This is a genomic window from Tumidithrix helvetica PCC 7403, from assembly GCF_965232925.1.
Lineage (GTDB): Bacteria > Cyanobacteriota > Cyanobacteriia > Pseudanabaenales > Pseudanabaenaceae > Tumidithrix > Tumidithrix helvetica.
On the sequence record NZ_CBDDRA010000015.1, the window covers coordinates 100,612 to 127,338 of the forward strand.

A 26,727-nucleotide genomic window follows, 5' to 3' on the forward strand; every position below is an offset into this window, starting at 1 on the left:
CCCCTTTTTTAAGGGGGATGCCCGATAGGGCAGGGGGATCAAACCCCTCGGTTACAGCAAGTTGGCTTGCTTTGTTCCGAAATCCTTAACCCGAATTCACGTTAGAATAGTCATCTGACTGATTTTTGGATGCAATCCAGCTAGTACTTAGGAGACAGTATTTTAGGCCAATTGCTGGGTTCATCTTTTAGTAAGATTTTTGAGGATTTTTGCCGATTCTGTAGATTTAAAGCTCTAACTGCGAATCATCACCAACCATCAATCGTAATGCTGTCGGGCGATTTGGTGCCACACTTAAGCAAACACGTCTACCAATGACGCTATCGATAATGCGCTGTTGAATCCCCAAAATCTTGACATCATCGAGAATCACACAATGTTCGATATCTGCATCTGTAATCTTAACTTGGTCGGCAATACTTGTATAAGGTCCAATAAAAGCATTCTCTAGATGACAGTTTTGCCCAATAATTACCGGCCCACGAATTTTGCAGTTGATAATTTGCGAACCTGTACCAATTTGTACGCGTCCGCTAATTTTGCTGGCTTTATCGACTTGTCCAAATATTCCAGAGGTGAGACGGGCATCTAAAATAATTTGGTTGGCGGCGAGAATGTCATCCTTTTTCCCTGTATCTAACCACCAACCCTCTAATTCAGAAGCTTCTACATTTTTGCCTGCGTCAATCAACCGTTGAATCGCATCCGTAATTTCTAACTCGCCTCTAGCTGACGGCTGAATCTCTGCGATCGCCTGATGAATTGCCGTTGAGAAAAAGTAAACTCCCACTAACGCCAAATTGGAAGGCGGATGTTTGGGTTTTTCAATTAATTGGATTACTTTCCCATTATCGTCGATCGTTGCTACTCCAAAGGCAGTGGGGTCAGGTACTTGACGCAACAGAATGAGCGCATCATTCTGTTTTTGAAGGAATCGATCTAAAAATTGTCCCAGTGGGGCTTCAATTAGGTTATCTCCTAAAAACATAACAAACGGAGAATCCTTTAAAAAAGCCTGCGACACCTTTACTGCATGGGCTAAACCTGCGGGCTGAGATTGCAGAATGTATTCGATCTTGGCACCAAAGCGATCGCCATTGCCAATTTTTGTTTGGACTTCTGCACCTGTTTCTGGGCTAATAACGATACCAATGTCTTGGATTCCAGCAGAGACAATGCTTTCGATACAGTACGCGAGAATTGGTTTATTCGCCACTGGTACGAGTTGCTTTGCTCCTGTATATGCAATTGGACGAAGGCGAGTCCCCCTGCCACCAGAGAGAATGAGAGCTTTCATGAGCGGTATCCTTTCTCACGTAAATATGCTGCATTGTAGGTATGAGTAGGAATTATCATAAATATTCGGATTTTCTGCATAGGCTTGTATGGGGATGGATGAGGGCGATCGCCACTAAACATATAGTCCCGTACTCATTTAAACGTACAATGCTTTCATTGCACGACAGTCACAGATCGGGTTTTTCTTATCGAGAATACCACTGCATGTAATGCTCGCTAAAGGCTTCTTTATTTTTTAAGCGTTGCCACCAATCTGAATGTCCTTGATACCATGCTACAGTTTGTGCCAGACCACGGGAGAAGTCCCACTGGCGTAACCAGCCTAGCGACTCAGCACTACTAGGATCGACGGAATAGCGATAGTCATGCCCAGGGCGATCGGTCACAAACTGCATCAATGATTCAGGTTGCTTGAGTAACGCCAACACCTGATGCGCTACTTCTATGCCTGAGACCGCTAGTCTTGCCCCAAGGTTATAAGCTCTACCACTTTCTCCAAATTGCAAAACCGTATCAATGCCCGAACAGTGATCTTCCACATGGAGATAATCTCGAACAGCAGAACCATCACCATATACGGGTAAGGATTTTCCTTCTAGGGCATTTGTAATAAATAGGGGAATAATTTTTTCGGGATATTGATTTGAGCCATAGGTATTAGAACCCCGAGTTACGACAGCATTCAAGCCGTAGCTGATATGGTAAGAGAACACCAGATGCTCTGCCCCCGCTTTAGAAGCGGCATAGGGACTGCGCGGAGCCAAGGCATCAGACTCTAAAGAATGGCGATCTGTGCCTGATAAGTCTCCATATACTTCATCGGTTGACACATGGACAAACCGCTTAACTTGCCGATCGCGTGCAGCTTCTAGGAGCACCAAAGTTCCTTGGATATTGGTACTAATAAAGGGATAGGGATCCTTAAGGCTGCGATCGACATGGCTTTCAGCCGCAAAATTGATCATGCAGTCTATGCCTTCGGTAGCTTTTTGGACATCTTGCGGATCGGCAATATCACCCTGAATGAATGTGATGCGATCGCTCACTGCACTTAGGTTCTCTAGGTTCCCTGCATAGGTGAGTTTATCAAGAACCACGATCTCCCAGGTAGGATGATGCTGAAGCGCATAGCGGACATAGTTAGAACCAATAAAGCCAGCTCCACCTGTCACCAGCACTTTTTTAATCAAATTTTGAGCCATACAAGTTAGAATTTGCCACTTTATAAATCATACTCTGTCTCGACCCTTCAAATGGAAGTTCTGAGGTTATTAACCCAGCAACCTTATACAAGTTTCAAAAAAAGATGTAACGCATCTTTTTTTAAAAAGCCCTCGCTCAGTGCGGAATCCAAACCCCGATCTGTCGCAAATTTAAGAGAAATTGGTCTTAGATATTAAAGGAGATCCCGTTGTTTCAGGAGCCGCCGCAAAAAAAAATGCACGCTCTATTACTGCCAAGTTAATAGGTTACTATCATCAGAGTTTTGCTGCCTCAATGCCCTAAGATTTGCCACTTTGACCAATTAGATAGTCTGGTCTTTTTCTTGCTGGGGTGCACTAATTTCCCACTCTCGATCGGTTAAACTACTTGCGTATGCCATATTTTGTACCTTTTCTTTTCTTGAAATACCAAAGGGGCTCTTTCTATCGATCGTAGACGGTGATTAGAAGCATCCTGTCATTCAACTTAAAAAAAACTATGTCCAAAGCCCCTAAAGTTTTATGCCTGAATACCGGTGGAGAAGGCAGCCTTGATTCGCGAAGATCTAAGAGTCTAGGATCGAGATTGCAGGCAGAGGTTACTTATCTTGATTTGAACCGCAAAATCGGCAAACTTTCAGCTAGCAAAGAAATTTGGCAAGTGATTACTTCAACGAAATGGGATTTGATCTATCAAGAAGGATCGGGCATCGCAGGCGGGATTAATTTGATCAGAGCCGCTCAGAACTGGCAACAACCCTATATTATTTCCACTGGCGATCCTATTGGTGGCTTTTTTCGCGTGACCAAGGGGATGGCGATTGGCAATCTGATGGAAATCTATGAGCGATCGCTTTATAAGCACTGTACTGCCTTTATTGGTTGGACCCCCTATCTCACGGGTGCTGCCATCAAATTAGGAGCAAAAAGAGCGATTACGATTGAAGGAGGGGCAGAATTTGAAGTATTTAAACCGCGATCGCTGACTGAAAAATCTGTGCTTCGTGAAAAATATGGCATTCCTCAAGAGCATCTCGTCTGCGGTGTCGTGGGGAGTTTGCAGTGGAACAAACGCAATGCTTATAGCTATGGCTATGAATTGATTGAATCATTAAAACTGGTTAAACGCTCCGATCTTACAATCTTGATTGTTGGCGATGGCGATAGTCGCGAGAGATTGCAATCATTAGTCCCAGAATCTTTACGATCGCGCGCCATATTTACAGGCAGATTGCTGCCTAATGAAGTTGTGGAAGCAATGAATGTAATGGATATTGGCTTTGTCACGCAAACCCTAGATGAGTTAGGCAATTTTCGGCTGACCACGAAATTACCTGAATATCTCGCCTGCGGTGTACCTGTGGCAATGAGTCCGATTCCCGGATTTTACGATTATGATGTCGTATCAGCAGGTTGGGCTTTGCCTGCTTATCATCCTGCTAGCCATGAGTTTCATACTCGCTGCGCGCAATGGCTCGATAATTTAACATGGGAAGATGTCAAAGCTAAAGCGGACAAAGCTCCCGCGATCGCCCAAAAATATTTCAACTACGAAGAAATTGCCCATCGATTTGCCACCTTTGTCCACGAACTATTGGGTGTTGCGGAAACAAAGAGTTACAGCAAGAATCAATAACGAACTCGCAAGCAACGCCATAATCTTGGAATTCGCCAGTGGCTGACCTGCGAGCAAAACTAACACACGACATGTCCAACTTGGGATAGCACAGACTTTATGCAGATTCGGAATGTTGCGACTCCGCAGCACGCATCAATACATTTTGTTGTAGGTGTTCGGCTTCTAAACGTTCTTGTGTGAGAAGTTCCCTTGTTTCTTCGCTTACAGCAGGTTCTATCGGTGCTTTTAGTGTTTCGGCAGCACGCATCAATACATTTTGTTGCAGGTGTTCGGCTTCTAAACGTTCCTGCGTAAGAAGTTCCCTTGCAGAGTCCTGTGTGCTCATAATCTAAGACCTCCTTATGGTTTAATGAATAGGCTTTTCTTTTGTAGCTATTTATACTTTCTCATGCCTCTGTAACCTAGCGCCCGAAAAGTTAGAAAAGTTATAGAAACAGCTAAGAATTGTTTCAAGGTTTTCACAGTTACCTAGAAATAAATTTCAAATAACAAATTCAGCCTACTAGGCTCTGTTTTGAGAGAAACCTGTTAAGGGTTGCTGCGCAAAGTTCCAAAATTGCACAGATTCTCTTTGTGATTCTTGAAAGGATGGATTCTGTCGCAGGATTAATACTGTTGTGGGTTGTACCTCGCCCACCACCTCACAAACCAAGTCCTGTTGATGAAACTGTGTCTGCACCTCTGCTACGCGATCGGGGCGCACGCTCAAGAGAAAGCCATAACTAGGAAAAGAAATCAGCCAGTGCTCTAGAGGAATCTCAGCAGGACAGGGAATTTTATCCAAATCCAAAACTGCACCGCAACCAGAGGTTTCTAGTAGCATTAAGAGCGTACCAAGGATGCCGCCATTGCTGATATCTTTGCCAGCATCGCATAACCCTGATTCCGCAAGACGCGGCAGAATCGACAAATTCTCGCGGAGTCGGACAGGATCGGCTGTAGTAGCAGCATTCCAAAAGGGATAGTCGGGATGGGATTTACCGCGAAAATCTACAGCAACTAAAAGTAAATCGTTCGGTTTAGCATGGAAGCTGGTAATTAGCTGCTTGGCTCGACCTAGAATTGCCACAGATAGAGCGTTGTAGGGACTATGACAATTTGTATGACCACCCACAATCGGTACATTGTAAGTCCGCGCAGCATCTTTCATCCCTTCCCAGAGTTCTTGCGTAGATTCTGGCGACTGACTCCAGAGGGTATCGACAATGGCGATCGGAGTACCCCCCATCGCATAAATATCGCTGACATTCACCATTACGGCACACCAACCCGCAAACCAAGGGTCGGTTTCGAGCAGTTGCGGCAACATGCCCTCCGCTGCCAGTAATAAATAGCCATCGCCATCGGGAATGGCAGCACAGTCATCCCCCAGTAAAACCCGATCGCTTTGCCAGTCCCCACCCAATGCGATCGCGGCTGTCTGGATATCTTGTTTGTGCTGAATGCTCAGCGATCGCTTTAATCGCGTTACCAATTCCGACAGCATTAGGAGGCTCGTTTCGTTTGTCGCAAAAGGCTGGGACATAATTCTATTCCCGCAGGATAAAAGTTAAGGTCGGCTTGCATGAGGTGATGGGGGCGATCTGCGATCGTGATTTCTTCGAGGGAATCCCAATGCAGCCGTTGAAAGAACCGCACGTTCTGAAGTTGCACCGTTGCTAAGAAGCGATCGCATCCCCAAGTATTCGCCGTAGTCACGGCTTTGTAGATTAAGCCTTTACCGATTTGCCAACCCCTGCGATAGTCGCGATCGGTTCCCAATCTCCCCCCATACCAAAGTCCGGGTTGCGGTTCGTAAATGCGTACCACCCCGACAACGCGATCGCTAGCGGTTTCAATTGCAACAATGGGATAGGCGATCGCGTCGATGTCATCAACATCATTTTGCTCAAACACATATTGCTCTTCCACAAAGATGGCACGGCGCAGATCGAAATAGGCTTTGATTTCCTGAGGCGTAGTTGCCAATTTAAAGTGATAGGAGTTGCTCATAGGTAATTAGGGATTCTTTGTGTGGGTTCCGAATTCTAGTCTTGGGCTTCGGCTTTGCTCAGCCCTATTACTGCGTTTAAGGGTTTAGATCCCCCCCGCCCCCCTTGAAAAAGGGGGAGAAGAATCAAAGCTCTAGCCATATGATAAGTTCCTTCCAGTAGGGGCAATTCATGAATTGCCCCTACTGGAAGGAATTACTTCTCAAAATTTGAGAGAGCAGAACAAGCCCCGCATTTGGCGCAGCCAGCTTTGATATCTTCAGAAGACATGCCTGCTCGTTTCAGCATTTTGCCAATCTGTTCGTAGAGGGCGAACATAAATTCGGTCTTTGGTGCAGGATGGTTGGCGAGTGGCGTACCCGTAATTGGTACGAAGGGAACGACAAAAGGATAGACCCCGAGTTGAATCAGGCGATTGCTAACCTCTAACAAGGTTTCTAAGCGATCGCCCAAGCCTGCAAGGAGGTAGGTACTGACCTGACCCCAACCAAATACTTTGACCGCAGCCGCGAATGCCTCGAAGTAATATTCCACAGGAACCGTGGCTTTCCCAGGCATAATACGGGCGCGAACTTCTGGTTCGACTGCCTCTAGGTGCATGCCCAAGGTGTCAATACCCGCAGCTTTCATACGATCGAACCAAATGAAGTCATCGGGCGGTTCGCATTGCGCTTGGATGGGAATACTTACCCTAGCTGAGATTGCTTTCGCACATTCCGTCAGATAGGCAGCACCGCGATCGCTGGTGTTAGGCGTCCCTGAAGTCATGACCAAATGCTTGACTCCATCCAAACGCACCGCAGCTTCGGTAACTTCGGCGAGTTGGGCGGGCGTTTTTCTCGCGATCGTGCGACCAGCCTCCAACGACTGCCCGATCGCACAGAACTGGCAGGATGTCTCCGTATTGTTATAGCGCATACAGGTCTGTAGAACTGTGGTCGCCAAGACATCGTGACTGTGCAGGAGGGCGATTTTCCAATAGGGAATGCCGTCGCTGGTGGTCAAATCGTAAAACTTGGGTTTCTGGGGAAAGGAAATTGGCGCGACTTCGCGTTCGTCAAGCTGTAGGACGATGCGATCGGTAACGGGATCGAGGGTCGCAGTATAGGGCGATCGCGCTGCCGAACCTGTATAGATCGGAACCATCACCGTCGTTCCTTCAATCGTAATCGCTTTATGGTCGGAAGGTCCCGCACCACCTTTACGTCCCGCCGCTCCCGCATTTCCTGTATTGGGCTCGACCCATTTCAGTCCCTGCGTTTGAATTTCCGTAATTAGCTGTTGTTTATTCATCGGCTTACTGGTTGAGAACTTTAGGTCAAGGATTGGAGCAGTCCATAGGGGATTTCTGGCAGGGGAGAACACTGAGGATTTTGGGGTATTTCTGCTTCTGGATGCTCTTTGTCAATTAGCGATCGCTGTGCTTGAGAATTAAGCTGCAATTGCAATAGATCGGGGCGGGAATAGTGCCCGACAGAGTCCATCATGCGCTTGCGTTTGGTAATGAGAGAGAAGTCAAGATCGGCGATCGCCATCCCTTCGCCTTCGGTAATCGGCGGACAGAGGTGATTGCCTTCTGGCCCAATGATTGCCGTATTGCAGCCACCACTTAGAACTCGCTGTAGTTTCTCATCGGTTGTGATTTGTGCCACCTGCTCGGGTGAGAGCCAACCCGTAGAATTCACGACAAAACAGCCCGCTTCTAAAGCGTGATGTCGAATCGTCACATCGATCTGGTCGGCGAAAATTTGACCCACTAAGGAACCGGGGAACTGAGCGCAGTGAATCTGTTCGTGCTGTGCCATCAGAGAAAACCTTGCCAGAGGATTGTAATGCTCCCAACAGGCAAGCGCACCCAGCTTTCCCACAGCCGTATCTAGAACCTTCAATCCCGCTCCGTCCCCTTGACCCCAAACCATACGTTCGTGGTAAGTGGGCGTAATCTTGCGCCGCTTTAAGAGCAACGTGCCATCCGCATCAAAGATCAGTTGCGAATTGTAGAGCGACCCCCCATCCCGTTCGTTGACCCCCAACACCACCACGATCGCGTGCGATCGGGCAGCATTGCTGACCGCATCGGTCACAGCACTGGGAACAGTTACGGCTTCTTCGTAAAGACGCATATGTTCCTTACCCATGAGTACGGGTGGTTGCACGAAGGAAAAGTAAGGATAATAGGGAACGAAAGTCTCTGGAAATACGACCAGTTGAGCGCCCTCTTTGGCAGCTTTAGCGATCGCATCCAAGACTTTCTCAGTTGTGCGATCGCGACTGAATAGAACGGGACTGATCTGTACGGCTGCAGCTCTGATTTTACGCGAATAATCGAGGTGTGAGGAATCCATGCCAAGGTTTGCGAATGTTTTGATTGAATGCTTTTATTGAATATTTCTACAATGTCCAAGTATCCAAAATGAAGGCATTATCCTTGCGATGCATGAGTACGATATCCAACACATCCAAAGGACTAATCGGGCGAATACCGGGGATGAGGGAAGGTTCGCCATGACCGTAGAGAGCCTGTAGGGCAAAGCGACAGGCGTAGACCTTGCCACCTTCAGACATGAATTTGGTGATTTGATCGTTGAAATTTTGATGTCCGGGGAATGCCGCATCTCCCAATTTTGGGAATCCACGTTGCACGCCTAGGGTTACACCAGGACCATAGAGCAAAATAGAAGTTTCAAAGCCCTTACGCTGTAAGCGCGTCGCTTGTAGTAAATTCACAAAGCCGATCGAACCTTCAAAAGCAACCGTGTGGAACGTCACCAACGCTTTCTCACCGGGGTCTGCTTTAACATCAGGGAATACCTTCTCTTCGTAATCGACAAAGAAATCACCAGTTTGATGTGCGGGTTTAGTTACTTCAGGCATGATTATCTCCTTACTTAAATATTTGTTGCAGTACTAACGGTATGGTTGACAGATTACGTGCTGGCTGAGAGCATGTTTTGTAACACGCAATACGGAATTGCGAAGTCTATCCATATAACTAGGGGTGGCGATCGCAATGTCAGGAACTCCCCAAAATCGCTTCTAGACACCTATCGATTTCGATAGTTCTTTCAAGATTTCTGAGGTTCTGGTAACATTCGCTACGAACCGAGAAGGAATTCATTCACGACGCTCCAAGCACTGGGATAGGTAACCTTCTTTCTTGCTGCAATTCGTTCGGCTAGGTAACTAGCATCCCTTGCCACTCCTGAGAATCTTCCCGAACCCCATGTATAGAGCCAAGGCAAGCCCAAAAAGTAGAATCCACCCACATCCGTAACGCCGCGCTTGTGACCGGGGTAGCCCTTGCCATCAAATACGGGAATCTCAATCCAACTAAAATCAGAATGATATCCCGTACTCCAAACCACAGCGCCGATATTCGCTTGGATATAATCAATCTCTAAAATCGAGGCTGTTGGCTCCCAAATAGGTTTATAGGGCGGATCGCTCGGGGCTTCGATCTGGTTCTTTTGAATAAATCCGTCAATGGTTTTCTTGATATTCTCAGCTACCGCGTCAGCACCATCTAGATTTTGCTTGAGGTCGTCAAAAAATTCCAACTTGGTTTTGGCGATCGCTTTCAACCTGCCATGCAGTTGCATTCCCTTTAGGGCAAATTGCCGCAGATCGATCTCGCGACCGCCATCCCGACCTGTGACATAGTGATTGGTATTGGTTCTCGCCTTCTCTTTTTGGGGATGATCGTCAATCGATAGATCGTAGTAACCCATTTGGTCGAGCCATTCCACCACATCTTTACCGCGATATCGACGCGGCGATCGCGGCGCACTGCCCACACATAAATGTACCTGTTTGTCTGCGAGGTGGAGGTCTTCCGCAATCTGACAGCCCGATTGTCCCGTTCCTACGACTAAAACTGCACGATCGCCCAGTAAATCTGGCGTTTTATATTGCGAGGAATGAATCTGTACGATATCCTCTGGCAATCGCTCTGCCATTTTCGGTATCTTGGGTGTATGGTAACCTCCCACAGCAATCACCACTTGATCGGCGGTAAAGTCTCCAATGGAGGTTGTCACTTCAAAGACGTTCCGCGCTTCATTCTTGCGAACTTTCGACACGGCAACACTCTCTTTAATCGGCGGATCGAAGGAGGCAGCATAGTCCTCTATATACTTCACGATTTCATCCTTTTGCATAAATCCGTTGGGGTCGTTCCCTGGGTAGGGATAGCCCGGTAGTTGGCATTGCCAGTTGGGTGTGACCAGACAGAATGTGTCCCAGCGGTGAGTACGCCAAGAATGCCCAATTTTATTTTTTTCAAAGACGATGTGGTCGATGCCTCTTTCCTTTAAGCAGTAGCTCATCGAAAGACCTGCCTGACCGCCACCGACAATTACGACAGAATAATGCGTGCTCATTCGCTAACTTCTCTTGCTCATAACCGCTTGGAATGTTGTTAGGTTAAGCGCTGGCTGAGAGAAGATTTTGTAACAGGGAATACGAAAGAGGGAAGTCTAGCGATAAGGGTAGGAGTGGAAACCTGCGATCGCCGAAATATCTTTACCCCTTGACGAACATCTATCTAAATCGTTAGGCGTTACAAAAATCAGTTGCGTTGATGACGCATAACGGTGAAATTGCTGTGCGATCGCATGCACCGAATAATCTGCTAAAATCGCCCGCATGTTTGACAACATCTGTAAATTTCTAGCAGAAAATTTCCCGCAGGATTTTGCTTCATGGCTGATTGGCGAACCAATTCCCCTAACGGAGCTAAGTCCGACGGAACTCTCGTTGGAACCAATTCGGGCTGATTCGTTAATTTTGCTGCAAAGCCAGAATCTCGTGTTGCATTTGGAATTTCAAACGCAGCCAGACGCATCGATGCCTTTTCGGATGCTTGACTATCGCGTTCGCGTTTATCGGCGTTTCCCAGAGAAACAAATGCGACAGGTGGTAATTTATCTGATGCCTACGAGTTCAGAAATGGTTTACCAAACGAGTTTTAGCATACCTGGCACACACCATGAGTTTGAGGCGATCAGGTTATGGGAGCAGCCTACTGAGGTGTTTCAACAGTTTGAGGGACTACTACCCTTTGCTGTGTTGAGTCAGACGCGCAATCGTGAAGAAACGTTACGGTCAGTGGCACGTCGGATTGAGGAAATTAGCGATCGCAAGGTGCAAAGTAATGTGGCGGCTTCGACTTATGTGTTGGCTGGGTTAGTATTAGAAAAGCAATTAATTCAACGTTTATTGCGGAGTGACATTATGAAAGAGTCTGTAACTTATCAAGAAATCTTGGCTGAGGGTAAGCAAAAAGGTTTACAGCAGGGTTTACAGCAGGGGCAGATTGTTATGCTCTTGCGTTTGTTGACTCACAAGTTTGGAAAGGTAAGCCCTAGAGTCAAGTCTCGGCTCGCGAAGTTGTCTGTGTCACAACTTGAGGATTTGGCTGAGGCAGTTTTAGATTTTGAAACGGTTGCCGATTTGAATGCATGGCTGCGGAGTCACCCATAAACCTCACGAGATCGATGTTCGTCATCATCATGGAATTTGCACTTGAGCTACGTCTAGAGATGAGGTAGTTTCGTCATCTTTAGTAATTGAGTAGGTCATTGCCCAAAATTCACAACCGAATGAGTGATAGTAAAGAATATGAAGTGTGGTTATCATCTGTTGCCTATTAAAGGGGCGCGTGAGAAACTTATACTTTATCCTGTATCCATTTATAAAGTGCTGATTGGCAGTATGGAAGATAAAAATATAGATTTTGAAATTCGTCGAAACAAAGACAAGAAACTAGACAAGCATTACGGTATATATGTCGATTGCAAAAGAATTAGAATAATTGGTTTTCGTATAAAAAATTTACGTGTTTGGGGAAAAGAAGAGCAAGTTATTGAGCTTGTCTCTAAAATAAAGCCGCCTCATATTAGAGGCAATGTTGAGATAGAAGTAAAACGTAATGAGAACCACTTTAAAGTAAAAGGGCATTGGCATAGCGGATTCTCCGAGCCTGGAAACTTTATAGAGACGTTTATTATAGTAGAAGTTTTGCATGGTGAGTTACCAGAATAGATTCTTTAACAAGTGAAGTTATACTAGTGTACACTCCGTACTCAAGAAGGATTTGCTGTACTCAATTTCGATGGGTTTCCATGAATGACGTTGTTAAATCTAATGGAATAAATGCTAAAACGGGTAAGCGATCGCTTCCTTGCAAAAGTTGGGTTGCTTTTTGGGAAGAAATGCCAAAATACCGATGTAAATTTTTAGTGTCATGAATCTCCCCTACGATTCTAGGCTGATTGCTATATTTCTGAGAGAATCTCTGAGAACCAAGCAAAACAAGTGTTTCAATGACTAATCAAAATAGCGATCGACCAAACGAGAAATTGGTGGATAGTTCAGTTGCCAACCATCGCTATTCCAAATCATTACCCGTTATGAGTAATCCCAACAGTAAAAACAAAGTCTGTTTGAGTGAAGAACAACGTCAGCGTCTGAGGGACATCAGTCGGAATGGAACTGCACCCGTCAAAAAGGTTCTGCATGCTCGTGTTCTCTTGATGTCAGACCAAGAGCATCCCGAAGAACGATGGACTGATACTCAAATTAGCGAAGCCTTGGGACTCCATACAAAGCCTTTTATAGCCGATTGACTTGAGTCGTCCTCTTTGTTTGTGCTTCACCAATTGCGCATAGACCAAACCTACAATAGACTGTAAATGAGCTGTTTTACTAGGAGGCATCATGGTTTACGTTTGCGAACTAGGATCGGGTTACAGCATCTATCTCGACAATCAAGGCATCCAAACCATTATTACTACAGTTATGAGCAGCCCAAGCCAGCAGCAACAGGCTAGCAGTAGTATTAGTACTGGTGTCTGGACTGCCCCACCAAAGATTTTCCGCACTCCCACAGGTGCAGCGATCGAGATTTTTACTGCGCAAGGAGAGGTTTTTATTAGCGTTCAAGGAAATGTAGCGAGCGTTACAAGCGAAATTTCTTTTGTTGGCGGTGCTCAACAAATGCAGATGCAACAAGTTGCTAGCGCTCCGTCGTTTTCCACTTCACCCATGGAACCCATGAACCCCATGAAACCGCTGCAGCCAATGCAACCGTTAAAAATGGGGAACATGCAAATGAATATGAATCCGATGGAAATGCGTATGGGGAATATGGAAATGCGTATGGGGACTGCGACGACTTCGACATCAATGTCAACCTCCAGTTCCAATTCCAGTACCCGTCGGTTTTGCAGTCAGTGCGGTAAAGCAATCGAGCCAAGCGATCGCTTTTGTTCCAATTGCGGACATAATTTAGCTTAGGGAGCTATCTAGTCATCTTTTGAGAAGAGCGATCGCGACGCAGAATTTACCAAGTCTTGAATGCCTGCCAATGCTGAAATAGACTTAAATAAGTAAATAACAAGTCAGGAGGCTTATATGAATATTAAACAAATTGAATCAGCTATATTGCAACTTCCAACAAAGAAATTTCGGGAGTTTATGAATTGGTTGCACGATCTAGATTACCAACGTTGGGATGCACAAATAGAAAGCGATATTGCCAATGACAAGCTAAACTTTCTAGATCAAGAAGCAGTTCACAACTTTGAAAATGGGCATTGCCAACAAATCTAATGCACTATTCTTTTAACCCAGCATTCTGATAAGTTGTCAAACAACTACATTGTAATTACAGAAAATCAAGTTCGATTTGCACGTTCAATTTAGGGAGTCTACTCTGTGAAAGGTCAAAATTCCAGAATTTATCGCTCTCCACGTTTCTGGCAGAGGATTGCTCCTTGGCTGGAATCGATCGCGATCGTCGGCTGGGGATTGTTGTTGCTAAAGTTGTGGATCTTCGGTCAACTCTATTTGCTGATTCACCCTAACTACATTGCTTTAACTGTATGTGCGGGATTTGGCTTGGTGGCGATCGGTGGGATGGAAGCTACGCGGGTATGGTGGCGGCAACGGAATGGTGCAAATCTGGATCGGTCGCAGCATGTTACGTTTATGATGCCCAGTTGGAGCAATAGTCTATTGCTAGCCACGGCAATCTTGGGCTTGTTAATCAGTCCTCGTCCCTTCGCGAGTGAAAAGGCTATTCATCGCGGTGTTACGGATGGAATTACGGCGACGCGATCGGCGCCTCAGTCCTTTCGGGCGAGCAATCGTCCTGAAGATCGGACGTTGGTGGAATGGGTGCGTACGCTCAATGTCTATCCCGAACCTGATGCCTATACAGGACAAAAAGTGAAGGTCAAGGGATTTGTCGTCTATTCCAAGGATTTACCTGATGATATTTTCTTGCTTACCCGCTTTGTGATTACTTGCTGTGCTGCGGATGTCTATCCTGTGAGTTTGCCAATCAAGGTGGCTCAGAGTCGTACGGCTTACCCTGCGGATAAATGGTTTGAAGTTGAGGGGCAAATGACTACAGAAACTCTGACAAATCGCCGACAATTATTGGTTCAAGCAAGTAATCTCACCCCAATTCCCGAACCCCAAAATCCCTATGAGTATTAATCTCAACAAAACTATGCCTCCTAAAAACTCCTCCAATTTTTACGCTTGGCAATGGGCATTGATTAGCTCTTGTTCCACACTTGTTGTAGCGATCGCTTTTTATGGCATCGGAAATCTATTCTCGCCAAAAGCATTTAGTGGTGAATATAAAAACACATTCCCCTTTGTGAATCAGACAAATAAAATTAGGCGAGTAGGCGCAAGAGCTTATACGATTGCTCTTAACAGAGCGCAGCAGGCTTACTTTACAGAATTTAGTCGATTTGGTTCCAATATTGATGTGCTTGGTGTTGGCATACAAGATTCAACCCACTACAGCTATCGCACTTATGTTGACAGTTCGCGTAAAACCTTAGCAAATCTCGATTATCCTCAAATTGCCATTCAAATCGGACAATCAAAAAGCCCAGAACTTAAAAGCTATGTTGGGGCAGTTTGGCTAAGTCAAGTTGCTGCTTCGGATGATATTACAGCTCTTGCCATTCTTTGCGAAACCAATGTGCCAGGAACATCCCCGCCACCTGTTCCAATTATTAAGAATGGGATGATGGAGTGTGCCCCTGGCTCGAAGGACGCTGGGTATTAAACAAAATTACTGCCTACAAAGCCTCTATTCAATTCACCAAACTCCTGACCCTGAATCCTAAATTATTTGTCGTCGCTGACAGATTCATTTCATGGGTATTGAGTACCTCGTAAGGATATATCCAAAATACTTAATAATTATTAACAAATCAAAAACGCTTGAAATTCCGACAAATGCTTTAGTACCGATCGCCTGTTTAAATCCGCTTGCTATAATGAATAGATGAAATCGGGTGGGCAGTCATATAAGAATTAGAATCTTAGAAATTTTTCTAAAGACCAGAACTACAGCAAGAGACAGTTTGAAATCTTTATCGTTGTATCAGCCACTGCACTTAGATCGAGCCAAGATTCGAGATGACTTGAGGTGTTGAATTGTAGCCAGTGGCATCGTAAAAAAAATTGTCAGCTTTTGATAGCATTTCAGTAAGTAGTTATAACTGTAGCTATACTCGATCTGATTTGACGATCGCGCTCAAATTTGGGGTTTTATCCAAAGTTTCTTAGATTTTAATATTTTTCATCTTTCTGCTGCTAGATTTTAAAAAATGGCTCAATCACAATGCCGATTCCACTCGAATTAGAACAGGCGATCGCTCAAAATCCACCGATCGTTCATGCTGAGTCTTCCCTGGCCGATGCCTCGCGTTTGATGTACCAGGCTGATTTTAGTTGCGTTCTAGTCATGGCAGCATCTCAGTTAGTGGGAATTTTAACAAGAACAGATCTAGCTAGACTCATAGCAACTGGGCGTGACTATACCAAAACATCCGTTGCCGAAGTCATGACTCAGCCAGTGATAACGCTGGGTATCGATCGGTTTCAGGACTTAGCAGCTCCTCTCAATTTGCTGCACGAGCACCACATTCATCATTTACCTCTGTTAAACGATCGCCAGTATCCCATTGGACTGCTGACGTTAGAAAGCTTATTCAGAGCAGATGCCCTACAATCGCAACAGCAAGACAAAGCAAACCAAATTTCCCGCGAATGGTTATTAACCTCGATCGCCAACCGCATTCAAGCTTCTCTCGATCTTCAAACGATACTTGACACCACAGTCACTGAAATTCGTCATTTCCTGCAAACAGATCGCGTAATTGCCTATCGCTTTGAACCCAACTGGAGTGGCATTGTGGTAGCCGAATCTGTTAGGCGTGGTTGCGATTCGCTATTGGGACGAATTCTCACCGATACGCATTTTGGCGAAGCTATGGTGGAACCCTATAATAATGGACGGATTCAAGTTACAGACAATATTAACTTTGGTCTAACGGAATGCCACCGCGATTTTCTCGTGCAAATTCAGGTAAAAGCCATTATTGTAGTACCCATTTTACAAGGAGATAAGCTTTGGGGTTTATTAGCCGCACAGGAGTGCGCCCAACCTCGCCATTGGGAGCCCTCTGCGGTAGAGTTACTCCAACAATTAGCGACCCATATTGGCATAGCCCTCCAGCAGGCAACCGTCCTGACCCAAATGCAAACCGAATTGGCTCAGCGACAAAAGGTAGAAGCAGCCTTATCGCGCTCAGAAGTGCAATATCGGTTTATGTTTGAAAACAATCCCAACCCCATGTGGATTTATGAGACAGATACACTGGCATTTTTGGCAGTAAACCGTGCAGCGATCGCGCATTATGGTTACTCAGAGGCAGATTTTCTCACCATGACGATTAAAGACATTCGTCCAGCAGAGGATGTGCATAAACTGGAAGGAGTTCTGAGCAACCTGCAATCGCTTTCCTACTCTGGTGAATGGCGGCACCGAAAACAAGATGGTACGATTGTTGATGTAGAAATCGCCTCTCATTTGATTGATTGGGAAGGTAAACCTGCCCGATTTTCCCTTGTGAAAGACATCAGCGATCGCAAACGGGCAGAGACGGCATTACAGAAACTAAATCGCGAACTGGAAACAAGAGTAGAGCAGCGTACAGAGGCACTTGTAGCCAGTGAAACCCATCTCAATTCGATCGTCGATCTTGTCTCCGATGGCATCCTCATCCTCAATCGTTACGGACAGGTCATCTTTGCTAACCCATCTGCGGGAAAAATGTTTGGGATGCAACCCGAACAACTCAATGGTTTCGATTTAGGGGTTCCAATCACGCTCAATAAACCCTTTGAGATATTTATTTTAGGCAGTAACGGCAAAATTGATGTAGGAGAAGTAGTGGTTTCTCAGATGGACTGGGATAACCAATTGTCGTATTTGACGTCCATACGAGATATTACAGAGCGCAAGCAAGCAGAAGAGCAACTCGTACTGGCAAATGCCGATCTGGCGCGTGCCACACGGCTTAAAGATGAGTTTTTAGCAAATATGAGCCACGAGCTTCGCACGCCACTCAACGCCATTTTGGGTATGTCTGAAGGGCTGCAAGACGAGGTGTTTGGCGCGCTTAACGACAAGCAAAAAAAATCTATCGCTACGATCGAGCGTAGCGGACAACACTTACTGGAACTGATTAACGATATTCTTGACTTGGCAAAAATTGAGGCAGGAAAATTAGAGCTAGAAATCGCAAATACATCCGTTAAAACCCTCTGCGACACCAGTCTCACTTTTGTCAAACAAATGGCATACAAGAAAGGTATTCAGCTAATTACGCGCATTCCAGATTCTCTGAACGCGATCGAAGTAGACGAACTGCGGATGAGACAGGTATTGATTAATCTACTGACCAATGCCGTAAAATTTACCCCTGAAGGAGGAAGCGTAACTTTAGAAGTGAAAGTGGAAAGCTTTGAAAGCAATGCCATATCAACTTCTCTGAGCCAAATTGCTTTCTCGATCGCTGATTCGGGTATTGGTATTGCTCCAGAAGACATCCAAAAACTATTTCAATCTTTTATCCAAATTGATAGCAGACTGAGCAGGCAATATAATGGCACTGGGCTAGGTCTATCTTTAGTGAAACGAATTGCAGAAATGCATGGTGGCACTGTAACCGTCGAAAGCGAGGTTAACCGAGGCAGTTGCTTTACGGTTAGAATTCCGTATCACCAAAACGAATCAATCCCAAGTGACTTCTCATCTGGCATTGGTAATTTACTCCCGATCCATAGTAGCCCTGTTCTAATTATTGAAGGTTCTCCCACGGATACACCACAAATAACGCACTACCTTAACGAGTTAGGGCTTCAAGGTACTGTCTATGCATGCGATCGAAGTGTCGTGCAAGAAGCCATACGCCTAGATCCGCCTCTGATTGTTTTTGATGGCTGTTTGCCAAATCTCTTGGGATGGGAAGTCCTTACCCAACTAAAAAGTCATCCACAGACGCAACATATTCCCATTCTGATTATTTCCCACGTTGATGAGCGATCGCTTGGATTATCCCTAGGTGCAGCAGAATTTATTGTGAAACCGATTGCGAAAGAACAGTTTCGCAGAGCTGTTCATAAAACTTGGAATTCTAGACCAGATATCAACATTCCAACCATAGAAGCCCCATCTCAAATCATGCAACCCCTGATTTTGATTGCTGAAGATGACGAGGCAAATGTAGATACGATCTGGGATTATCTCAGCAGTAAAGGCTATCGTTTAATTTTGGCTAAAAATGGTCAAGAAGCGCTTAGTCTTGCTGAAACAGAGAAGCCAGATATTATTTTAATGGATATTCAAATGCCGATCATGGACGGATTGGAGGCAACTCGTCAGATTCGGGCAAATCCTGCGATGGAACATATTCCGATCGTTGCTTTAACAGCACTGGCAATGACTGGCGATCGCGAACGTTGTATCCAAGAAGGAGCCAACGATTATCTAACCAAACCAGTGAGGCTCAAACAGCTTAGCATTACGATTCAACAATTATTGCAGGGGTCGCAGGCTCACCTCAAATAAATCTATAGCCCTCCTTAATTGTTTGCGAACGTAGTACGGGCTTCTAGTCTGTGCAGGCAAGATGCCTGCGCTACAAGTTCATGACAACTTTAAGAGAAATTGGTATAGATGGTGAAACTAGGATTACTTTAAAGATTTGATAATCTAATTTCGCGCTTGCAGCGTATTTAATATAGCTTAGCTATTAATCATTTCAAAAGAGGTAAACCCGCTATGAATCTGGACTTAATTGATCTGCTTCGGTTGATCCATCCCATCATTGCTGTTGCGATCGTATTTCCTCTGATTGGAATTGTGGTTAATATGGCATGGCAAACCCGCCAACGTCGTCTTGAGACCGCAGAGGGAGGTAAAAGTAAAATTCCACCTTTGGTAGGTCCAGAACACCTCAAATTTGGGCGGTGGCTGGCAGGAGGTGTGGTCGGGCTAAGTTTACTAGGGATGCTTCATCCTTCGGTGAAATACATTCTTAAAAACAATTTGATCGATACCGCTTCGTCACAGGTAGCAATCTTGGCGTTGTTATTCGTTGCAACCATTGGCTCTTTGGTGTGTCTGTTTCGCGCCAGGCAACGAATCTGGATTGTTATTTTTACAGTGCTGGCAAGTCTGGGCGTGCTGCTATTAGGGTTTCAGGATACGGTATTTGCTCGAAAAGGCTTTGGGGCAATTTTTCGGCTTGATAACGAATGGTTTTGGTCGCATTTTTACTTTGGCATGGCTGCCACTTTACTGATGATCTTCTCTTTGGCGATCATTCAAGATATCTATCGCGATCGCAGCAATCGTTGGCGCACTGTTCATGTAATCTTAAACTGCTTTGCACTGTTACTCTTTTTGGCTCAAGCCTTCACGGGTACTAGAGATCTGTTATCAATTCCGTTCAGTTGGCAAGAGCCATATATTTATTCGTGTAATTTTGAGTTTAAAACTTGCCCTACTCCTAACAAGTAGAAGCGATCGCTATGCTTCAAGAGGTCTGGGTTGTGTCTTCCGAGTTGTCAGGCATGTTTACGTTGAGCGATCGCTTACTATATAGAAGTCATAAATCCGTGGTAAAAAATTCATAAGATATGTGGCTGCTCCTAATTAAGAATAAGCCTGATTCTTGGAATTCTCATAAATAAATCTTGGGTTTGAGCGCGAGCTATTTACCGAGTAATTGGCTAGCGGAACTCAAATCTCGATCTGTTGTAAATCTAGTGAAATTTCTATAGCCTACTATCCTTCAAGGTTTTAGAAAATTGCAAGCGATCGCTTTCCTTGATACGTCGGAATCATTCCATTGCTCGTATTATTTTTACCTAGAAAGGATTCTATGTTTCGTCACGCTAGAAACCCAATCAAGACTTTCTGATGTTGTATTGATGCTGTAACCCTGAACTCATGAAAGAAATTACCGCTTCTAAACCCCTCGCCAGTAAGTTTGACGCCCCAGATATTCGGCAGGTTTTTCGCCCCCAAACAGCCACCTTGGTCATGCTTGGCATCATTCTTTTCTGCGGTTTGATTGCTGCAGCTTGGTTTACCAAAGAAGGTGTCGTTAGCAAAATTTTCTGGCAGATCCAATGGTTGCAGAGAAATCCTCCTGTGTGGCTCAAAGTCCCTATGGTCACAGGTGAATTTTTGATTGCACCGACGATCGCGCTCGGACTGCTTGCCTTTATCATTACCCAAATCTCACCCAAACCCAAGGTCTGGTCGCGGTTTGCTGTGGTGGCAATCTTGCTGATCTTGACGATTCGCTATGTGATTTGGCGATCGCTCTCGACCCTCAATGTGGGTAATGCTTTGGATGGTGTGTTTAGCATGGGGCTATTCATTCTAGAAATGCTGACCATTTTTAATGGCGTTTTGCAGTTGTTTCTCTTGGTACAAACCCGCGATCGCCGCTCTGAGGCAGATGAAGTGACGAAAGCTGTTCTGGATGGTACTTTTGTCCCCCATGTCGATGTGTTTGTGCCCACCTATAACGAACCAGAATTTATTCTGCGGCGCACGATCGTCGGTTGTCAGGCAATGGAGTACAAACATAAAACGATTTATCTACTCGATGATACGCGCCGATCTGAGATCAGGGCACTTGCCGAAGAGCTGGGCTGTGAATATATGTGCCGTCCTGACAATCTCCATGCTAAAGCGGGAAACTTAAACCACGCGATCGCGCGCACCCATGGCGATTTGATCGTTTGCTTTGATGCCGATTTTGTGCCCACGCGAAATTTTCTCAATCGCACCGTTGGCTTTTTTCAAGATGAAAAGGTGGCACTGGTGCAAACCCCCCAAAGCTATTACAGTGCCGATCCGATCGCACGCAACCTGGGCTTAGAGAATATTCTAGTTCCAGAGCAAGAGGTGTTTTATCGACAAATTCAACCCGTTCGAGATGGTACGAATAGCGTTGTCTGTGCGGGGACTTCCTTTGTGATGCGTCGTGCTGCCCTCCAGAGCACGGGTGGAGAGTTCGTTACCAGTTCGCTCAGCGAAGATTACTTTACGTCGGTACGCCTGTCGGGTAAAGGCTATCGCCTTATTTATTTAGATGAAAAGCTCAGTGCTGGAGCTGCCCCCGATGATATGGGTGCTCAAGCCACGCAGCGATTGCGGTGGGCGCAAGGAACCCTACAGGCATTCTTTATCAAAGAGAATCCCCTCACGATTCCTGGGCTCAGTCCCATGCAACGGATCGCCCACCTCACAGGGATCATGCACTGGTTTACCAGCCTTTCAAGAGTTGGTTTCCTATTGATCCCGCTTGCCTATTCCTTTTTGGATGTGATTCCAGTCAGAGCGACACCAGAGGAAGTCGTGTTCTATTTCTTGCCGCAATATGTCGTACATTTGATCGTATTCTCATGGCTCAGCGATCGCAGCCGTTCGGCTTTTCTATCGGATATCTATGATGTGGTATTGTGTGTCCCCCTTGCGGGTACTGTGATTCAAACCATGTTTAGTCCATTTTCCAAGGGCTTTAAAGTTACGCCCAAGGGAACCCAAAGCGATCGCGTGCGTTTTAACTGGAATCTAGCCTTACCACTAGCGATTTTATTCGTTGCCACTGCGATTAGCCTATGGCTCAACCTTGGCAAATGCATGATGCATATGTCCACCTATACAACTTCCCTCGCGGAAGTTAAGGGTCTAGATCTAGGCTGGTTTTGGAGCACTTACAACCTGATTTTATTGGGTGTAGCCTTACTGGTAATGCTCGATTTGCCCAAGCCCGATGCTTACGAATGGTTCAATCTCCGCCGTACAGTCAAAATCGAAGTGAGAGATGATGCGGATAGACCTCTCTCATTGCAACCCAGTCGAACTCAATTTTGGGGCGTAACTTCAGCGCTCTCAGAGGTTGGTGCTACGATCTTGATGACACAATCGGGTCTACCTTCTATCCCTAAAGGCGAAACCTTGCCAATCAGCTTAGAAATTATGGAAGAAGGGCTAAAACTGCAAGGACATATGACTGCGACTGGTTTAAGCGAAGGTTTCCCATTAGCCAGAGTCACTTTTGAACGGGTGAATTTGGCTCAGCATCGCTGCTTAGTGGAATTGCTCTTTTGCCGTCCTGGTCAGTGGAAACGCCAATATGCACCTGGAGAATTGACTTCGCTATGGTTGCTATTTAAAAACCTGATCAAGCCCAAAGCTCTATTTGGTAGTCGCACCGAACGCAATGCGATCGCGGTTTCTCAAGGATAAGTCGAATTTTCAGCACATCCGTACAACTTGAACTCGGGATACAAAGGTGTGCCTCCAACGTGGGCACACCTAACGAAACGGAAGGGTTAAATTTTCTGTAATTGCCAGAGGTGAATGCCTTCGAGGATGAGCGTTATCGCCCACACGAAGATACTGATGCCCGCTGCCGCTGCGGCGATGTCTTTGATCGTACCAATGCGATCGTTCTCTTGTAATTCCACAAAATCACACAGGATTTCGATCGCACTGTTAAACAACTCAGCAGACAACATCATGCCAGTAGCTAGCAAAATCAGCGTCACGTCCACCCATTGCCGCACCATAAACGAAAAGATCAGGACGGGAACCGATAAAACCAGTTTATAGGCAACGCTAAAATCAGATATGACGGCAAGATATAGACCTGACAATATAACCTTCAGCTTGCGGAGGGGATGATAAGCGGGCTTGTGAAACTTTTTAGGCATGGGTTTTGAGTGATTTTTAAGCTTGGGCGACTGTCTTGGATATCAACTTGGATATCAAGTTGATTCTTTCGTTTGCTGCAATGTTTGAAGCTGTAGCATAGCGATACAGGTAATCAGCCACAGCAAACCGATCGCCCATCCTGCTAATACATCTGTAGGCCAATGTACGCCAAGATAGAGACGACTCAATCCCACTGCCATGACTAGAATCGCTACTAGCAGATAGATCCAGATCCTGTAATGAGGGTAGTATTTTGCCAGTAGATAGGCGATCGCACCGTAGAGAACCACAGTTCCTAGGGCATGACCGCTGGGAAAGCTGAAGGAATTCTCTTGAATTATTTGTGGATATAGATCGGGGCGAAGTCGGGCAAATACAGGCTTGAGTCCTCTGTTCAGGAAAATTGCGCCCAATCCAGCGATCGTGAATATCCGAGCTTCTAAATGGGCTTGTCGAATCAGGAGTGTTACCAGTGTCACCAGCCCAACCGATATGGCTACCTCTGGATTGCTCAACTTTGTTACGAGCAGCATTAGCGCATCCAAAAATGGATTGGTAAAGTGGTGAATCCATTGCAGTATCTCTACTTCCGTAGGATATAGATTTGGGATAGTCCTCGTAAAGATATAGTCCATGCCCCACAAGCAGAAGGCACAACCAGTTATCCCAGCAATGCCTACCGTGACAGATAGGAGCGCGATCTTTGGTGCAGCATGTTTCACCCAAAATGCTGCCAATTTCTCTAGATTGGAGTCCATTCTACGATTGAGGTTTTGGTTGAATATCTCTATCATTCTATACTCCAGAGGGCATCCCTACATTTAAACCCGTACCTCCCTACGATTCCAAAGTTTCAGGGCTTCAAACCAGAGAATGCTGACAATGCCAGAGAGAAAACTGACTAGCAGGTCGTCCGCATGGAGGTAAGAGAAACTAAACAGATGGCGTAGGAAGGGTATATAGAGAATCAGTGCCAGAAAGATTATGCCTCCCCCCAGCACCCACCAAAGGGCAGTATTGGGAGCCTGTAACATTTCGGGAATCGTGCGCGACCAAGAGCGGTTGGTTAGAATCATCGCGAGGTTGGAGATAATCAGCGTGGTGAACGCAAGGGCACGGGCATCAAACTCACCATTCCCGCTGTAGTAAGCGATCGCAAACACAGCTACCAGTACCACCAAAACGCTGATCCCCTGAAGTAATGCCAACTTCAAGGTGCGAGGACTAAACAGCGGTTCCTTAGAATCGCGAGGTGGGCGGCGCATGACATTGCTTTCCGCAGGTTCGGCTTCAAATACGATCGTACAGGCTGGGTCAATAATCAGGTGCAAAAAGGCAATATGGATGGGAAGCAAAACCAGCGGCCAGCCAAAGATCACAGGAATCAGGGACATACCCGCGATCGGAACGTGTACTGCCAGCGTGTATGCCATGCCCTTCTTCAAATTGTCAAAGATGCGTCTGCCTAATTTGACCGATTCGACAATCGAGGAGAAATCATCTTCCAGCAAGACTAAATCTGCTGATTCCCTTGCCACATCTGTACCTCTTTCTCCCATGGCAATACCAATATGGGCAGCCTTGAGTGCGGGGGCATCATTGACGCCATCGCCTGTCATGGCAACAATTTCACCGCTTTGTTTGAGGGCATTCACAATCAGCAGCTTTTGTTCGGGCACGACACGGGCAAAGATGTTCGCGGACTGGATGCGATCGCGTAATTCCGCTTCCCCCATCTGCTCTAGTTCCCGCCCCGTAATCACCTTATCCGTTGGGGTGAGCCCAATCTGACGGGCGATATTCTGAGCCGTTACGGGGTAATCTCCCGTAATCATCACCACGCGAATTCCAGCGCTGTAGCACTCGGCGATCGCAGGTGCGACGGTGGGACGAACGGGATCCTCCAGTCCGATGAGCCCAACAAATTCAAACTCAAAATCATGTTGCTGGGTTGGCAAGCGATCGTCTGTATCTAAGGGCAAAGCCACATCAGGATGGGTTTGAGGCAAACTTCCGATCCTTCGTCCCTTCGCCACGCCTAGAACCCTTAGCCCTTCCTGCGCCATAGCTTGAACATGTTGGGTTAGTTCTTCTTGTTGGATGGTACTGAAATGACAAAGCTCAGCGATCGCTTCTGGAGCACCCTTCGCAGCAACAGTTAACTCCTTGGTTGGGGCTTCCCACACGCAGGACATTGCCAGCAGTTCGCTGGAAAGGGGGTATTCATGCAACAGTTGCCAGTCACCATGGAGGTGTTCCGTTTTGGCAAGATAATTTTGCCCGATCAGTTGCAAAGCCTTTTCCATCGGGTCAAAGGGGTCTTTGCGGCTGGCGAGAATACCAAACTCAATCAAGGGATGTACGACTTCAGGTAAAGATTCGCGATCGTGCAGCGTCACATCGTAAGGATAGGGGGTGGAACCATCGTATACAAATAGCTGTTTGACCGCCATTCGATTAAATGTAAGGGTTCCAGTCTTATCTACGCAGAGTACCGTGGCGGAACCCAATGTCTCTACCACTGGAATGCGTCGCGTTAAGACCTTTTGCTGAGAGAAGCGCCATGCGCCCAATGCCAAAAAGATTGCCAACACTACGGGGATTTCATTCGGTAAAATTGCCATAGCTAGGGCTAAGCCTGCCAAGAACCCATGTAACCAGTCGGCGCGGGTCAACCCATAAATCACCACCACGGCAATACAGATGAGAATCGCCACGACCGTAAGTTTGCCGACAATTCGCCGAGTTTCCTTTTGTAAGGATGTATCTTCTTGCTCGATGGTTTGCAATGCCTTGCCAATCTTACCCATCTCTGTGTGAATGCCCGTTGCCTGCACTTGTGCAATCCCTTGTCCCTGTACGAGCAACGTTCCAGAATAAACGCAGGGTAAATCGTCGCCACCTGGTCGTAGGGTTACAGCGAGTTTCTCTAGATCTTCTCCAGTTTTTGCTGCTCGTTTTCGGACGGGAACGGATTCTCCCGTTAACAGCGATTCATCTACGGTCACATGGGTAGACCAGAGCAGCACGGCATCGGCAGGAACGCGATCGCCCTCTGAAAGCACAATGACATCCCCTTGCACGACTTCCCGCCCTGCAATTCTCAGCCTTTCCCCATCGCGAATTACCAGGGCGCGAGGACTAGACAAGTCCCGTAAGGCTTCTAGCGATCGCTCGGTTTTCTGCTCTTGATACAGATTAATTCCCACGATAAAGAAGACAAACCCCAGTAGAATGAGGGCTTCTTGGGCGTCTCCTAGTAACAGATAAATCGTTCCACAGGAGATCAGCAGTAGAAAAATTGGCTCTCGAATAATTTCCCAGGCGATCGCCAGAAAGTTACGGTGCTGGGTAGAGGGAAGTTCGTTGTAACCGTCTTGCTTGAGGCGAATCGCAACTTCTTGGCTAGATAACCCAGTATATTGCAAATCCTGAGATGATGTCACCATAAAAGACCTTGGTAAAATTATTCATTGGGCAATA

General features: G+C 46.1%; 24 protein-coding genes. 11 read left to right on the forward strand and 13 right to left on the reverse strand.

Features of this window, described 5'->3' with window-relative positions:
- Nucleotides 1-226: 226 nt before the first annotated feature.
- Both ACP2WE_RS15005 and rfbB read right to left on the reverse strand, forming a co-directional pair.
- Entirely contained in the window at nt 227-1,297 is a 1,071-nt protein-coding gene (locus ACP2WE_RS15005) for a glucose-1-phosphate thymidylyltransferase (protein ID WP_425216352.1), read from the reverse strand.
- 187 nt (nt 1,298-1,484) lie between these two features.
- On the reverse strand, nt 1,485-2,501 hold the full coding sequence (gene rfbB / locus ACP2WE_RS15010) for a dTDP-glucose 4,6-dehydratase (RefSeq protein WP_425216353.1): 1,017 nt from the start codon (nt 2,499-2,501) through the stop codon (nt 1,485-1,487).
- A 499-nt stretch (nt 2,502-3,000) separates the two neighbouring features.
- On the opposite strand from rfbB, the gene ACP2WE_RS15015 reads away from it, so the two are divergent.
- On the forward strand, nt 3,001-4,137 hold the full coding sequence (locus tag ACP2WE_RS15015) for a glycosyltransferase (protein WP_425216354.1): 1,137 nt from the start codon (nt 3,001-3,003) through the stop codon (nt 4,135-4,137).
- A 97-nt stretch (nt 4,138-4,234) separates the two neighbouring features.
- Here the strand turns inward: ACP2WE_RS15015 and ACP2WE_RS15020 are convergent, their stop codons facing one another.
- From ACP2WE_RS15020 to ACP2WE_RS15055, 8 genes are all read right to left on the reverse strand, one after another.
- Nucleotides 4,235-4,465: a hypothetical protein gene (locus ACP2WE_RS15020; protein WP_425216355.1), complete on the reverse strand. Its 231-nt coding sequence runs from the start codon at nt 4,463-4,465 to the stop codon at nt 4,235-4,237.
- A 177-nt stretch (nt 4,466-4,642) separates the two neighbouring features.
- Entirely contained in the window at nt 4,643-5,626 is a 984-nt protein-coding gene (locus ACP2WE_RS15025) for a sll0787 family AIR synthase-like protein (RefSeq protein ID WP_425216390.1), read from the reverse strand.
- On the reverse strand, nt 5,626-6,132 hold the full coding sequence (locus tag ACP2WE_RS15030; protein WP_425216356.1) for an MSMEG_0567/Sll0786 family nitrogen starvation N-acetyltransferase: 507 nt from the start codon (nt 6,130-6,132) through the stop codon (nt 5,626-5,628). Before ACP2WE_RS15030 ends, ACP2WE_RS15025 begins: the two co-directional genes overlap by 1 nt.
- A 194-nt stretch (nt 6,133-6,326) precedes the next feature.
- Nucleotides 6,327-7,424 (reverse strand): MSMEG_0568 family radical SAM protein, encoded by a 1,098-nt coding sequence (locus tag ACP2WE_RS15035; RefSeq protein ID WP_425216357.1) that lies wholly within the window; start codon nt 7,422-7,424, stop codon nt 6,327-6,329.
- A gap of 20 nt (nt 7,425-7,444) precedes the next feature.
- Nucleotides 7,445-8,476, reverse strand: a complete 1,032-nt coding sequence (locus tag ACP2WE_RS15040; protein ID WP_425216358.1) for a Nit6803 family nitrilase — start codon at nt 8,474-8,476, stop codon at nt 7,445-7,447.
- Between the two features lie 46 nt (nt 8,477-8,522).
- Complete coding sequence (locus tag ACP2WE_RS15045; RefSeq protein ID WP_330485239.1) at nt 8,523-9,005, reverse strand: MSMEG_0572/Sll0783 family nitrogen starvation response protein; 483 nt, start codon at nt 9,003-9,005, stop codon at nt 8,523-8,525.
- Between the two features lie 221 nt (nt 9,006-9,226).
- The gene (locus ACP2WE_RS15050) at nt 9,227-10,510 is read right to left on the reverse strand and encodes an MSMEG_0569 family flavin-dependent oxidoreductase (protein ID WP_425216359.1); all 1,284 of its coding nucleotides are present in this window, start codon (nt 10,508-10,510) and stop codon (nt 9,227-9,229) included.
- Between the two features lie 96 nt (nt 10,511-10,606).
- Nucleotides 10,607-10,789 carry a hypothetical protein gene (locus ACP2WE_RS15055; protein ID WP_425216360.1) on the reverse strand — a complete coding sequence of 61 codons (183 nt, stop codon included), beginning with the start codon at nt 10,787-10,789 and terminating at the stop codon, nt 10,607-10,609.
- Here ACP2WE_RS15055 and ACP2WE_RS15060 point away from each other — a divergent pair.
- The 10 genes from ACP2WE_RS15060 to ACP2WE_RS15105 all read left to right on the forward strand — a co-directional run bounded on the left by ACP2WE_RS15060 (nt 10,776) and on the right by ACP2WE_RS15105 (nt 22,776).
- A complete protein-coding gene (locus ACP2WE_RS15060; protein WP_425216361.1) occupies nt 10,776-11,612 on the forward strand; it encodes an Rpn family recombination-promoting nuclease/putative transposase in 837 nt (278 codons plus the stop codon). The two genes, ACP2WE_RS15055 and ACP2WE_RS15060, sit on opposite strands and share 14 nt — an antisense overlap.
- Nucleotides 11,613-11,750: 138 nt before the next feature.
- Nucleotides 11,751-12,173 carry a hypothetical protein gene (locus ACP2WE_RS15065; protein WP_425216362.1) on the forward strand — a complete coding sequence of 141 codons (423 nt, stop codon included), beginning with the start codon at nt 11,751-11,753 and terminating at the stop codon, nt 12,171-12,173.
- Nucleotides 12,174-12,454: 281 nt separating this feature from the next.
- Complete coding sequence (locus ACP2WE_RS15070) at nt 12,455-12,757, forward strand: hypothetical protein (RefSeq protein ID WP_425216363.1); 303 nt, start codon at nt 12,455-12,457, stop codon at nt 12,755-12,757.
- Nucleotides 12,758-12,848: 91 nt separating this feature from the next.
- A complete protein-coding gene (locus tag ACP2WE_RS15075) occupies nt 12,849-13,427 on the forward strand; it encodes a zinc ribbon domain-containing protein (RefSeq protein WP_425216364.1) in 579 nt (192 codons plus the stop codon).
- 117 nt (nt 13,428-13,544) lie between these two features.
- Nucleotides 13,545-13,742, forward strand: coding sequence for a hypothetical protein (locus tag ACP2WE_RS15080; protein WP_425216365.1), 198 nt, complete (start codon nt 13,545-13,547; stop codon nt 13,740-13,742).
- 105 nt (nt 13,743-13,847) lie between these two features.
- On the forward strand, nt 13,848-14,633 hold the full coding sequence (locus ACP2WE_RS15085; RefSeq protein WP_425216366.1) for a TIGR03943 family putative permease subunit: 786 nt from the start codon (nt 13,848-13,850) through the stop codon (nt 14,631-14,633).
- The gene (locus ACP2WE_RS15090) at nt 14,623-15,219 is read left to right on the forward strand and encodes a type IV pilin-like G/H family protein (protein ID WP_425216367.1); all 597 of its coding nucleotides are present in this window, start codon (nt 14,623-14,625) and stop codon (nt 15,217-15,219) included. The genes ACP2WE_RS15085 and ACP2WE_RS15090 overlap by 11 nt, the downstream gene beginning before the upstream one ends.
- A 561-nt stretch (nt 15,220-15,780) precedes the next feature.
- Entirely contained in the window at nt 15,781-19,074 is a 3,294-nt protein-coding gene (locus ACP2WE_RS15095) for a response regulator (protein WP_425216368.1), read from the forward strand.
- A 219-nt stretch (nt 19,075-19,293) separates the two neighbouring features.
- Nucleotides 19,294-20,028, forward strand: coding sequence for a DUF4079 domain-containing protein (locus ACP2WE_RS15100; RefSeq protein ID WP_425216391.1), 735 nt, complete (start codon nt 19,294-19,296; stop codon nt 20,026-20,028).
- 432 nt (nt 20,029-20,460) lie between these two features.
- Nucleotides 20,461-22,776, forward strand: coding sequence for a glycosyltransferase family 2 protein (locus tag ACP2WE_RS15105; protein ID WP_425216369.1), 2,316 nt, complete (start codon nt 20,461-20,463; stop codon nt 22,774-22,776).
- Between the two features lie 86 nt (nt 22,777-22,862).
- On the opposite strand, the gene ACP2WE_RS15110 is transcribed toward ACP2WE_RS15105, so the two are convergent.
- The 3 genes from ACP2WE_RS15110 to ACP2WE_RS15120 are packed head-to-tail and all read right to left on the reverse strand — an operon-like array spanning nt 22,863 to nt 26,693.
- The gene (locus tag ACP2WE_RS15110; RefSeq protein WP_425216370.1) at nt 22,863-23,243 is read right to left on the reverse strand and encodes a diacylglycerol kinase; all 381 of its coding nucleotides are present in this window, start codon (nt 23,241-23,243) and stop codon (nt 22,863-22,865) included.
- 54 nt (nt 23,244-23,297) lie between these two features.
- Nucleotides 23,298-24,038 (reverse strand): phosphatase PAP2 family protein, encoded by a 741-nt coding sequence (locus tag ACP2WE_RS15115; protein ID WP_425216371.1) that lies wholly within the window; start codon nt 24,036-24,038, stop codon nt 23,298-23,300.
- A gap of 27 nt (nt 24,039-24,065) precedes the next feature.
- Complete coding sequence (locus tag ACP2WE_RS15120) at nt 24,066-26,693, reverse strand: cation-translocating P-type ATPase (RefSeq protein WP_425216372.1); 2,628 nt, start codon at nt 26,691-26,693, stop codon at nt 24,066-24,068.
- Nucleotides 26,694-26,727: the final 34 nt, after the last annotated feature.